The 12,020-nt window shown below is 41.1% G+C and carries 12 protein-coding genes; 11 read left to right on the top strand and 1 reads right to left on the bottom strand.

The genetic code is table 11. From position 1 onward, the window contains the following. From KKD20_03885 to ftsZ, 11 genes are all read left to right on the top strand, one after another. On the top strand, positions 1-2,848 hold a 2,848-nt coding region (locus KKD20_03885), incomplete at its 5' end, for a hypothetical protein (protein MBU4332235.1). 2 nt (positions 2,849-2,850) lie between these two features. After that, positions 2,851-3,780, top strand: coding sequence for a hypothetical protein (locus KKD20_03880; protein ID MBU4332234.1), 930 nt, complete (start codon positions 2,851-2,853; stop codon positions 3,778-3,780). Positions 3,781-3,991: 211 nt separating this feature from the next. Beyond that, positions 3,992-4,900, top strand: a complete 909-nt coding sequence (locus KKD20_03875; protein ID MBU4332233.1) for a thrombospondin type 3 repeat-containing protein — start codon at positions 3,992-3,994, stop codon at positions 4,898-4,900. Between the two features lie 126 nt (positions 4,901-5,026). Beyond that, positions 5,027-6,814, top strand: a complete 1,788-nt coding sequence (locus KKD20_03870) for a hypothetical protein (protein ID MBU4332232.1) — start codon at positions 5,027-5,029, stop codon at positions 6,812-6,814. Positions 6,815-6,869: 55 nt separating this feature from the next. Further along, positions 6,870-7,304 (top strand): rRNA maturation RNase YbeY, encoded by a 435-nt coding sequence (gene ybeY / locus KKD20_03865; GenBank protein ID MBU4332231.1) that lies wholly within the window; start codon positions 6,870-6,872, stop codon positions 7,302-7,304. An 86-nt stretch (positions 7,305-7,390) separates the two neighbouring features. Then, positions 7,391-7,747 (top strand): diacylglycerol kinase family protein, encoded by a 357-nt coding sequence (locus KKD20_03860; GenBank protein MBU4332230.1) that lies wholly within the window; start codon positions 7,391-7,393, stop codon positions 7,745-7,747. Between the two features lie 201 nt (positions 7,748-7,948). Then, positions 7,949-9,190 carry a cell division protein FtsA gene (gene ftsA / locus KKD20_03855; protein ID MBU4332229.1) on the top strand — a complete coding sequence of 414 codons (1,242 nt, stop codon included), beginning with the start codon at positions 7,949-7,951 and terminating at the stop codon, positions 9,188-9,190. Between the two features lie 278 nt (positions 9,191-9,468). After that, a complete protein-coding gene (locus KKD20_03850; GenBank protein MBU4332228.1) occupies positions 9,469-9,873 on the top strand; it encodes a type II toxin-antitoxin system VapC family toxin in 405 nt (134 codons plus the stop codon). A 4-nt stretch (positions 9,874-9,877) separates the two neighbouring features. Next, entirely contained in the window at positions 9,878-10,090 is a 213-nt protein-coding gene (locus KKD20_03845; protein MBU4332227.1) for a DUF2283 domain-containing protein, read from the top strand. A 20-nt stretch (positions 10,091-10,110) separates the two neighbouring features. After that, positions 10,111-10,389, top strand: a complete 279-nt coding sequence (locus KKD20_03840) for a hypothetical protein (GenBank protein ID MBU4332226.1) — start codon at positions 10,111-10,113, stop codon at positions 10,387-10,389. A gap of 57 nt (positions 10,390-10,446) precedes the next feature. Then, positions 10,447-11,667 carry a cell division protein FtsZ gene (gene ftsZ, locus KKD20_03835; protein MBU4332225.1) on the top strand — a complete coding sequence of 407 codons (1,221 nt, stop codon included), beginning with the start codon at positions 10,447-10,449 and terminating at the stop codon, positions 11,665-11,667. An 81-nt stretch (positions 11,668-11,748) separates the two neighbouring features. Here ftsZ and KKD20_03830 read toward each other — a convergent pair. Continuing rightward, positions 11,749-12,020, bottom strand: a 272-nt coding sequence (locus tag KKD20_03830) for a hypothetical protein (protein MBU4332224.1), incomplete at its 5' end; no start/stop codon positions are given.

The raw sequence follows: 12,020 nt of genomic DNA, 5'->3' as shown, positions 1-12,020 counted from the left end.
CAACGCCCCTCTCTCTGATCCGCTTGATATGTTTAACCCGCTTAATAATGCTTTACTCACTCCTTGTCAGGAAGTAGTCCCGCCTTACCAAGAAGCTACTTGCTGGAACCCCGTAGCTAAAGAATATATTTGCCCGCTTGGCTCTAATGTTTATCAATTCCAATCAACAGGAGACAGTTATGAGTTAATGGCTGATTTAGAGTATAAAGGTGCTAGTTTTTGGAACCCTATTCCTAATCCTGTGCATTTTGATTTTAATAATGATTGCAAAGACAGCAAATTTTCAGCAGCCAATATCTGCGGCGATGGCAAGATTAACCCAGCCACAGAGACCTGTGATAAAGCTTTGCCCAGGAATTATTGCGATGAATATTTAGGTAATCATAATTGGCACAATGAAGCCCTTCAATATTGCAATAATAACTGTACCGCTTGGCTTGCTCCAACTGGATATTCTCTTCCTCCAACTACAGCTGAATGCGGCGGCTGGTGCGGGAATACAGTTCTTAATTCTGGGTATGAAGTTTGTGATGAGTCAATACTCCCCGCTCCTATTGGGTCCGGAACCAGCCAGTTTGCTCAATACAAATGCCAAGACTGCGCCTGGAGTACTGGCGGCTGGTGCGGGAATGGCGGTGTTGAAGCTGTTTTTGGAGAACAGTGTGATAAAAGTTATCAAGCGCAAAGCTGTACAGTTGGCGGCTATGACGGGGTGCAAACAAGAAGTTGTTTAGATGATTGCCGCGGTTGGACCCTTTGGACTGCTTGCAGTATTGCGGAATTTTGCGGCAATAATGCTGTGGATGGAGCAGATGAAACTTGTGATGGCACGGCCCCGTTTCCAGGAAACTGCGCCGCCTGCCGCGTTAATTGCACTTGTTGCGGGGATGGCAACCCGGATGTTGCGGAGGAATGCGATGATGGTAATGGCAACAATACTGATGCCTGTTTAAACAATTGCACTATTGCGACTTGCGGTGATGGCTATGTTTGGGCTGGCCCTGAAGACTGCGATGATGCCAATACAACTATTGCCGATGGTTGCGTTAATTGCTCTTATGAAGTTTTTACAATTACCAGTACGTCAGACATTACGCCCTTAGAGATTGGCGATACTTTCTCCTATAACATGGAAGTTGATACTTTAGACCCGGCGATTAGATATAATTTTAGTTTTGTCCCCCCGGCTCCTGCTCCTGCTATTTGGCCGCCTGCATGGTTAACTGTTAACACTATAACGGGTTTAATAACTGGAACCCCAACGCACATTTTAGATGATGCTGGTGTTTTTACTATTTCTGCGGTTGCCGTTCAAAGTATCTATAGGACCCCAGCTAATAACAGCCCGCAAGTTTTTAATATTATTGTTAATTCTAATTTTGCCGAGGGGGCTGATTGGCCCGAAGGAACTCCCAGTGGCGTTGATATTACTGGAGATACCTTGAAATTATCATCCGGCGGGTCAGGTAAAATTACGCCTTATATTTGGATAGCTGATTCACAAAATAATGATGTAATTCAAGTAGCCACTGGTGAAATACTAGGAGAGAGCGCTGGCCAGATTATAAGAACAATAGATGTTGATAATATATACGGTGACCCGGCAAATGACTGCATTAGTCCATCTCGGACTACTGTTGATTTAGATAGTAATGGCTGGGTGGCTTGCAGGGATGACGCTGATGTTGGCAAGATAGATGTAATTAAAATAAATAAAAACACCGGTAGTATTGAATGTGCTATAAAAATTGACACTGAATATGGAGCGCGTGGTTTGGCCACAAATGCGGATGGTGATATTATTGTAGGATTTAGAATTGGGGGGCATTTATATAAAATTAATACTGAAACTTGTAATATAATAGGCGGGCCATTTAGCAGTGGGCTTAGCGTTTATGGGTTGAGTATTGACGGAGACGGTTATATGTGGATGTCCGACCCCTCGGCTCGCGTAGGAATTATTAGTTCTGATTTTTTAAACAAGACAGCAGAAAGTGGATTGAATTGGCCATATGGTTTAGTTGCTGATTCTAATGGGAACGGTTGGTACGGAGCAATAACTGAACCAGGAGTATACAAATTTACGAAAACAATAGATGGGATGGGTGGGATTACTTTAGGTAAAAATATTTTTAATTTTTCCTCTGGAGCAGGGAGAGGAGGAGTTGGAATAGCAGTGGATAAGAATGGTTATATATGGACAACATTAGATCTGGACGATGAGGTCGTTCTTATTGATCCAGCTGATGGCAGTGTGATAAGCTACCTTCCCGTGGGAAAGAATCCAACGGGAGTAACCGGTATTAGCAATGGCAAGGTTTGGATAGTAAGCAGGCAAGCAGATGGCCAAAACAGCGCTGGTGAAGGCGTGGTTGGAGATATTACATCGTATAAATATGATCCTGTCACAGGAATAATTAGTCCGCCAACTGGTTATGAAATTTCTAACTCTAATAATTTATATACTTATTCTGATATGGCCGGGTTTTCTTTGTTCAATATTACCCTGCCGGCGCTTGGCACTTGGACTCTTGATTTTGACAGTAAACACGCAGGCACTGATTGGACTTTTTTGAAATGGGCTGACAAAGAGCCTTTAGCTGGCATGGCTAATACTAATGTTTGGGTAACCGTGAGAACTTCTCCTAATGGAGCAACTTGGTCTGGTGACTATGATTTTGATCCGGCTGGCGCTTATTCTACGGCTGGTTTTGTTTCTCGGTCAGAAGATTTAAACGCCAAAGCCGTGCCTGATAATCGTTATATTCAAATTGTTTTTACCCTTGATACGCCTGACGAGACCGTCAGCCCGGAACTGGATAATGTGATAATAGAATTTGAACCATAATTATGATTTCTAGAGCCCTAAAAATTTTAATAATACTTGTATTGGTAGCCGCTTTGATATTTTCTGGTATTTTAATTTATAAAAAAAAGAGCCAGCAACCGCCTGCTCCAGGTTTAACAAATCAAGAAAAATTAACCGCCAAGATTGTAGAATATAAGAATCCATATAGAAAACAGGGGATGTTTGATAATGAATTGGATTTTATTACTTTGGATGAGGTAATTATGGATAAAGATTCAGACGGAGATGGATTACCGGATCAAAGTGAAATTAATATAGGTCGTGATTCTGGAGTACTCGACTTTACAGATTTTGGTTTAGATACAGATGCCGATAATTTGGTGGATATAGAAGAAGAAAAGATTGGCACCGATCCCAAAAATCAGGACACTGATGATGATGGCTTAAGCGACTGGGCCGAGATTGTTGTTTATCGGACTGACCCTTTGAAAAAAGATACTGACGGTGATGGAATTATCGACAGTAAAGAACAAGAAGTTTTAGAAATTCAAAACCAAATTAGAATCATGCGGGATAGCGACCATGACGGTCTTGTTGACGGCAAGGAGAAAGAGTTAGGCACTGATCCCCGCAAGCGCGACACTGACGGCGATGGACTTTTGGATGGGGTTGAGGTAATATTAAATAAAGACCCTTTGGAAAAAGATTATGACCCAGAAGCAATGGATTCTGACGGCGATGGTTTACTTGATACCCAAGAAAAAGAGCTTGGGACGCATCCCATGCTTCAGGATACTGATAGAGACGGACTGCTTGATTATGAAGAGGTGATGATTTATTATTCCGACCCCCTTAACACTGATACTGACGGTGATGGCCATCCTGATGCCGCCGAAGTTAAGAATGGGTATAACCCAAGAGGACCGGGGAAACTGCCAGAACTGCCGGCGTATATCCGTTTTACTTCGTGATATATTGGCGGTTAATGAGTCATTGTTAATAGAGTTATTAGATGAGTTAATAGGGTTAATATGGTCGTTAATAAAGTTAATAAAAAAGTAGATATCTTGTAAATTTTATTAACCCTATTAACTTTATTAACGACTTTATTAACTCTCAGATGGATATATGAAAATATGAAAATATATTTTTCAACATTTTTAATCTTTGATGACATAAACTATGTTCGACGACCAAGCCACCAACAATCAAAATCCTAATCAAGATGGTCCGGGTCAATCCCCCCAAAAAGGTCCCGCCAATATCCCGCGAGCTGGAGCTACGGGCCCTCCGCCTGGTAACTTACCAATAGACGGAGTAGGGGCGGCTCAAACCGAGCCACTTCAAGAAAAGCCGACATTGCTAACAAGAGAGCCCAGACCCGAAGCGCCAGTACCCGGTAAGCCAGCCCAAGTAGAAGACATTTTTTCTGGACCGGAGCGGTCCGGGGAAACCGCGGGAGCAGGGGCGCCTTTGACCAGCAACCAAGGGCCAAGGTTAAATATTTCTAGCAATCCAGACGAGCGCCCAGTGGATGCTACTGACGCGAGTAGGATAAAAACCATGTCTCCAGAGCAGATGATGGCAAGTTTGGGGTCGAGTCCCCTTTCTGGCAAAAAAAAGATAGCAATTATTTTATTAAGTATTGTTATCATTGCTGGTTTAGCTGCTGGCGGATTTTTTGCTTATAAGCGATTTTTTGCCGAATCAGAACCTTTAATTTCTGGAGAGATAGCCGAACCGCCGGTAACCGAGGAACCAGAAGCTGAACCACTGATTGAAACCGAGCCAGAACCAGCAGTAGAACTAATAGAGCCCGAAGAGCCGCTAGAAGAGCCGACCCAACCTTCAGAACCAGTAACATTAGATAATGATGGTGACGGATTAACCAACGAAGAAGAGGCTGTTTTGGGCACAAACTTTGATGACCCGGATACTGACGGCGACGGACTGCCAGATTTAGACGAAGTTAAGATCTATCAAACAGACCCCCTGAACCCCGATACTGATAGTGACGGCTATTCTGATGGCGAGGAGGTTGGGAGTGGTTATAACCCTAATGGACCCGGGAAGCTGCTGGAATTGCCGTAAGAGCATTAAAGCATTAAAAATAAAATAATATAAAAATAAAATAATATAAAAATAAAATAATATAAAAATATTCTCGCAATCTTTGTATTTTTATATTTTTATGTTTTTATATTTTTATGAATGACTATGTTTAACCCTTTTAAAAAATCCAAGAAGCAGAAACAGGACAAGAATCCAGCAGATGATTTGACCAAATTTGAGAAAGCGCCTGGGGTAGACCGGAACAAAGGCGAAATTGCCCTTACCCCAGAATATAGAGAAGTGCGCACCATGCCGGGCAAGTTTTTAAGAAATACTCTTTCCAAGGCCTCTGCCGGGAAAAGCAAAAGACAAATAAAACTTGTCCTGATTGTTATTATTTTGATAATTTTCATTTTAGGGTTTAGCGGTTTACTGCTTTTTAGCAAGAGTTTTAATGAACTGCTTTTTGGTAAAAAGGAGATTATTTTTGATGAGCCGCTCTTACCAGCCGAATCTTTAGCAGAAATTTCAACATCAACCGAGGAGACGATAGAAGAAGAAGTTATTCAAACTTTGAGGCTTGAAGCCGAGGCTAAAGATTTTTATGGGGATACAAAGGGTACTATTAGTTTTGAAATACCCGAGAATTTAAGCTCTTTAGATCTAAGGGTTTGGGCTATTGATATGCCGCCAAAAATCGTAAAAGATGACCAAGGTCAGGAGTTTGAAATAATCGGCGGTGTTTATGCGTTTTATCCTTCAGGAGACTTGATTCCTGGCGAGGAGTTGCTCGTGACATTTACATACCAACCAGAAGATTTGCCCTCGGGAACAACGGCGGTTGATTTATTGGTGGTTTCTTGGCAGCAAGAATCAAACATCAAACTTTTGATGGGGATTGAGGAAGCGGATTTTGAAACCGTTTTATTTATCACTGACTCGTTGCCGGAAGGCAACATTGCTTTGGTTGTTCCGGTGACAACAGAACCGGCTGGGCCCGTTGTGAGTATTATGCCCACGGCCCGCGACAGTGATAATGATGGCCTAACAGATGAAGAAGAGAGTCTTTACCTGACTGATTTGGCTAATCCGGATACTGACGGGGATGGTTATCCTGATGGCGCAGAAGTATTGAACTTGTATAATCCTAGCGGTTCGGGCCTTCTTTCTACTTCTGGTTTGGTTCAGGTATATACAAATGAACCTTATGGTTACTTACTGTTTTATCCGCGTTTGTGGTCTGTTGCCGCCAGTCAGGGAGAGGGCGCTAATATTGGCAGAAAAGTGATTTTTTCCGCCCCCTCACTCGAAGAGTTTATTGAGATTCATATTGAAGACAATCCCCTGTCGCTTCCGGCGTTAGATTGGTATCTTGATCAGTCACCTGGAGTTCAAGCGGCTCAAGTAAGGATTTCTGATATCAACGGCCACAGGATCATTTGGAGCCCGGGTGGTTCCACCGCGTATATCGCCAAAGAAAATTTAATTTACCTGATTACTTATAATATGGGTATCAGAGAGGAGGCGAGTTTTAAGACCACGTTCGAGCTTCTGATCAATAGTTTTCAATTTAACGAAGAAGAAAAGATTATTTACCAAAACGAAACTTATAATTTCAAATTGGAATTGCCTCCAGGCTGGCAAGGATACGAGGCATCATCAAGCGAGTCGAGCTGGGGAGAGGCGGGTACGAGTCCGGCGCTTGATTTTAAATTACCAACAAAACAGCAAGGCGTTTGCTCCAATAATTCTTGTTTGATGTTCACTATTTATGTTTTTGATTATAGTATTTGGTCAGAAGTCCAAAAGACTAGGGAGCAAGTGCCTACCCTGATTGATGTTAGCGGCGAGCATGTTTTTACTTATACGCAGGGAACAACCATTGCTTCGGATTTGGCCGAGCGTTTTTTAGAGGTGTTGGAGATAATATCCAGCTTTGCTTTAGTCGAGTGATAATGTTTATTAAGATGCGTTTAGACATCGAATTTACATAAAGCACTTTATATTCATGACTGAAATTAATAATACAACAAAAGCTAAAATATCAACCCCTTTGGTTAAAAAACTTGTAGCCGCTTTCTTGTGTCGGATGAAGCTAGAACCCGAGCCTCTTGTTTCGATTGTTTTTGTGGGTGATAAAAAAATCAAACAAATTAACAGTAAGTATCGCAAAAGAAATAGAATAACTGATGTTTTAGCTTTTAGCAACTTAGAGGGTGGTCAGATAGCTGCACCCAAAGGAGAACCTCCTTATTTAGGCGAGGTGATTATTTGTTATCCCCAGGCTAAGCGACAAGCAAAAGAGCAGGGGCATTCAGTGAAGAAAGAAGTTACTATTTTACTCATTCACGGACTTCTTCATTTGTTGGGATATGAACACGATAAGAGGTCTGAGCGGATGATAATGCAAAGACTGGAGAAGGAATTACTGGTATTAGTTTAAAAATACAAGAATATAAAAATAAAATAATAAAATAATAAAATATTTTTATATTTTTATATTATTTTATTTTTATAATTTTTATCTAAATGTTCCATCTAAAAAATTTATACAAAAGTTTTAAACATGCTTTCCTGGGATTATTTCAGGTTTTGCGCGAAGAGCAGAGTTTTAGGATTCAGATTAGCCTGGCGATTGTTGTAATAATCCTGGCGTTTTATTTTAGAATAACCGCTTGGGAAAAAATTGCCTTGCTAATGGTGATTGTGGGAGTTTTGGTTTTAGAGCTTGTGAATACAATATTCGAACGTTTGTCTGATGTTTTTAAACCTAGGATTCATGATTATATAAAACAGGTTAAGGATATAATGGCCGCGGCCGTATTGATCGCCTCTGGAGGCGCTTTAGTCGTGGGTGTTTTGATTTTCTGGAAGTATATTTTCTAAAGCAACTTATTGTAACTTGTAGTAATACGATAGCAATACGATAGTAATACAATTGTATTACAACTGTATTACTATTGTATTACGCGACCCCGGTCGCAACCGGGGGAGCTAGTTACTACAGGTTATCACGCCGCAGACTTGGCAATTTCACCAAATTAGTTTATAATATAAGCAACTGTTAATCATTTTGAGACGTTTTCTATGTCTAAAGATAATATAATAACTGGCCTTGATATCGGTTCAACTACTATTAGGATTGTTGTTGCGCAAATAAATCCTGACGGCCGCATTCATATTATTGGCGGAGCCGAGGGTCCTTCAGAGGGGGTGAATAAAGGGGTAGTGACCAGCATTGAGGATGCGGTTTCTTCAATTTCGGCCTGTTTGGAACGAGCCGAGCGGATGACTGGTCTGGCCATAGAACATGCTTATGTGGGCATATCTGGCTGTGACATCACTTCGCAGGAGAGTCGGGGGGTTATTGCTGTGGCTAAAGCTGATGGTGAGATTAAAGAAGATGAAGTAGAACGGGCTTTAGAAGCGGCGCAGACCGTGGCCACACCCCCTAATTATGAAATTATTCATGTGTTGCCCCACCTATTTAATGTAGATACCCAAAAGAATATAAAAGATCCTGTGGGCATGACCGGTGTTCGCCTGGAGGCAGAAACCCAGATTATTGAGGGTCCATCTTCGCAGATTAAAAATTTGACTAAATGTATTTATAGAACCGGTGTTGATATCGATGATTTAGTTTTTTCTATTCTGGCTACAGCCGAGGCAGTCCTTAATAGGCGCCAAAAAGAGCTGGGCGTAGCAGTTGTTAATATTGGCGGCTCAACAACTTCGGTAGCGGTTTTTGAAGAAGGAGATACCTTAACCACGCATGTTTTGCCAATTGGCGCCAATCACATTACTGCTGATTTGGCAATTGGCCTTAGAACTTCTATTGAGGTGGCAGAGCAAATAAAATTAGAATATGGGACGGCTATTACTCCTAATCTCAAGGCCAGAGAAGAGATTAATCTTGCCGAAATTTCCGGCGGAGAAGACGGAGTGGTTACTAAAAAACACTTGGCCGAGATTATTGGAGCACGAGTGGAAGAAATATTTACTATGGCAGATGAGAAGTTGAAAGATATTGACAGGAGCGGCAAGCTGCCCTCGGGTGTAATTTTGACTGGCGGCGGAGCTAAGCTGGACGGCATAGCAGAGGTTGCCAAGAAAGTATTCCGCTTGCCGGCGTCTTTGGGCTACCCGACTGGCGTTGTTAGCGCTATTGATAAAATGAATGATTTGAGCTTTTCTACGGCAATTGGCTTAGTGCTTTGGGGCAAACAAATGCGCGAGACGATTGGCGGCCGGGGCAGCTTCTCCCCCTTTTCTTTTGTTAGTAAATTAGCAGGTTCGGTGGCCCGTTGGTTTAAGGGTTTAAGGGTTTAAGGCCTTCCTAAAATAGGGATTGATCATTGCCTGCTTGACATGCAGATGCCTTGTGAATAAAATCATTTGCATTTTATTTTTATATTTGTTAAGATAACCCACTATGGCAAATGTAACTACAAAACAATATAAAAGATTAAAGGTTCAACCCAAAATAAGCTCTAAAAGCTATAGAGAGGCCTGGTTAAATTTTGGAAGATTAGGGAGAAAAATGAATCGATTGTGGAAGACAAAAAAAACTAGTTTAGAGCTTCTTAGAGAAGAACGAGAATAATTTTATGTATTGTATTGATGCAAGCGTAATAGTGAACTCGCAACGTCCAGAGGAATTGCATTCCTCAAGAAGTGGGGCTGTTTTCAATTTAATAGAAGAGAAAAATTTAAAGGTGTTTCTTCCTGAAATAGTGGTTCCAGAAATAACATCTGCTTTAGTTAGAAGTACCCGAGATTTAAAGTTTGCATATGAATTTTCAATGGCCTTGAGGGAGTTGTCCAACTTTTCATTTGTTCCCATAGATAATCATTTAGCGAATTTAGCCGCTTGGGTTATTTGTAAAACCATGCTTAAGAGCTCCGATGCACTTTATGTTGCTTTAGCTTTTGATTATGATCTAGAGTTAATTACTTTAGACAAAGAGCAGTTAGAGAGAGGAGAAAAGCTAATAAAGGTTAGAAGACCTTAATTTTATGAGACCAGAAATAAAATACGATAAAGATTCAAAAGTTGTTTCTATCAGAGTAGGTAGAAAGAGGAGCGTTGATTCTGACGTAAAAGGGAATGTTGTTGTTGATTATGACGCCGATGGAGAAATGGTTAATATTGATATAATGGAGATAAGTTTGGCCGAATTTAGCAAGATTAAAAAGTTAATGCCCTCAAAGGAATTAGCCAGGGCTTAGTTTGGTTTTTGTTTATTTTAATGATTTGGAAGAATAATAAAAATTTTACTATTGAGCAGTTTGTAGCAGCCAAGAATTTCCAAGGAATTATTGAGAGTAGAAATTTAGATAATAGTGGCGTTCAATATGTTATTGCTGATCCGGAGCGTCCTTCAGATAATACAGTTGTTGGCCTTTTAACTTTTTATAGGCGAGGTGACAGAATATATGAGTTTAACTGTTCTGACAGCGGTGGTTTGTCAGGAGACTATCAAAGCGATTGTGACCAGATTATCTCCACCTTCAAATTTATTGAATAACGTCAAAAAAACAATAAATTAATAAATTAATAAATTAATAAATTAATAAACCAAGTCATGCCTGAAGTAAAACCCGACATTGAAACAATTGCCAAAATTAAGGTTGTTGGTGTTGGCGGTGGTGGTAATGCAGCGATTACCCGGATGATTAAGGACAAAATCAAAGGCGTTGAATTTTTGGCTATTAATACTGATGCTCAGGCCTTGCACCATGTTCCTGCGAGTAAAAAGCTACATATTGGAAAAAATGCCACCCGAGGTTTAGGCGCGGGCATGGATGCAGAATTAGGCCGTCAGGCGGCTGAAGAATCCCAAAGCGCGATTCACGATGCCTTACGGGGCAGTGATATGGTTTTTATAACTTGCGGGCTTGGCGGCGGCACAGGTACTGGCGCTTCGCCTTTAATCGCTCAAGTTTCTCAAGATGTGGGCGCCTTAACTATTGGCGTGGTGACCAAACCGTTTGGCTTTGAAGGTTTGCAGCGGATGGAAATTGCTGAACGAGGATTAGAGCAGCTTCAAGATAAAGTTGATACTATTATTGTTATACCCAATGACAGGATATTACAGATTGTTGATAAAAAAACTTCGCTTCTTGATGCTTTTGGCGTGGTTGATGAAATTTTAAAACAAGGAGTGCAGGGGATTTCGGAAATTATTACTATGCCAGGATTGATTAATGTTGATTTTGCCGATGTTAAGGCGATTATGAAAGATTCAGGCTCTGCCTTAATGGGTATTGGTCGGGCTTCGGGTGAAGGTCGGGCCACGGAAGCCGCGAAAATGGCGATTGATAGCCCGCTTTTAGAACTTTCTATTGACGGGGCTCATGGGGTATTGTTTACTATTACCGGCGGCAAAGACTTGGGCATGCACGAGGTCAATGAAGCCGCTAAAGTAATCACCGAAACAGCCGACGAAGCTGCTAAAATTATTTTTGGCGCCAGTATTGACGAGAGTTTAAAAGACGAAGTCCGGATTACTGTTATTGCCACTGGTTTTGGCGGTATTGTTCCGCGCAGTGCCAGGCGGCAAGAAGTAGAAGGAGAAAGAAGATTTCATTTTTTCGAAAACAACAATAAAGAGGAAGAAAAAGAGTTACTTGACAAAAAGCCAGTTTCTTTCAAGGAAAAAATCAAAGGCAGTTTAGGTCTGGAAGGGGGGGGCAAAGAAATGGAGTCAAATGGAAAATTAGACGAGGACGCTGATGTTAAAGAGGTGAGTGACGACGAGAAACGATTAGACATCCCAGCGTTTATCAGAAAAAAGATGGGGTAGGGGCGCGGATTAGTGCAAAGACTTTTTTAATAAGGCTACATTAATGTGTAGCCTTTTTTAATTTAGGGCACTGTCCCTAAATCAGGGTGATGACAGTAGATCCCTAAGCCAGGAATAAGGCTCTTTGCCTTTTAATATTTTATCAAGCAATTGTTGATTATTCAGTTGATTAAGTTCAACCGGAGCTTTCCCGTTTCGCTCTTTGAACTTTGATGAAGTGAATTTGTGAAAACGATAATAGTAGATCAAAAGTTTGATTAAGGGTTCTGCGTTTTCTTCTTTCTTTAAACCTCTCATCAAGTTTAACCTTTCCTTTAAAAAACCGTTGATGCCTTCCAAGTGATTAGTGGTTG

This window comes from Patescibacteria group bacterium (assembly GCA_018896645.1).
Taxonomy (GTDB): Bacteria; Patescibacteriota; Patescibacteriia; order UBA2591; family JABMQE01; genus JAHIMF01.
Note: the sequence above shows the minus strand (reverse complement) of the source record. Positions and strands in the feature narration are given on the sequence as shown.

Excerpts from the sequence above, each read along its gene's own strand:
- ftsA (MBU4332229.1), top strand. The coding sequence starts at position 7,949 with ATGTCTAAAGATAATATAATAACTGGCCTTGATATCGGTTCAACTACT.
- ybeY (MBU4332231.1), top strand. The coding sequence starts at position 6,870 with ATGACTGAAATTAATAATACAACAAAAGCTAAAATATCAACCCCTTTG.
- ftsZ (MBU4332225.1), top strand. The coding sequence starts at position 10,447 with ATGCCTGAAGTAAAACCCGACATTGAAACAATTGCCAAAATTAAGGTT.
- KKD20_03860 (MBU4332230.1), top strand. The coding sequence starts at position 7,391 with ATGTTCCATCTAAAAAATTTATACAAAAGTTTTAAACATGCTTTCCTG.
- KKD20_03870 (MBU4332232.1), top strand. The coding sequence starts at position 5,027 with ATGTTTAACCCTTTTAAAAAATCCAAGAAGCAGAAACAGGACAAGAAT.
- KKD20_03845 (MBU4332227.1), top strand. The coding sequence starts at position 9,878 with ATGAGACCAGAAATAAAATACGATAAAGATTCAAAAGTTGTTTCTATC.
- KKD20_03875 (MBU4332233.1), top strand. The coding sequence starts at position 3,992 with ATGTTCGACGACCAAGCCACCAACAATCAAAATCCTAATCAAGATGGT.
- KKD20_03850 (MBU4332228.1), top strand. The coding sequence starts at position 9,469 with ATGTATTGTATTGATGCAAGCGTAATAGTGAACTCGCAACGTCCAGAG.
- KKD20_03880 (MBU4332234.1), top strand. The coding sequence starts at position 2,851 with ATGATTTCTAGAGCCCTAAAAATTTTAATAATACTTGTATTGGTAGCC.
- KKD20_03840 (MBU4332226.1), top strand. The coding sequence starts at position 10,111 with ATGATTTGGAAGAATAATAAAAATTTTACTATTGAGCAGTTTGTAGCA.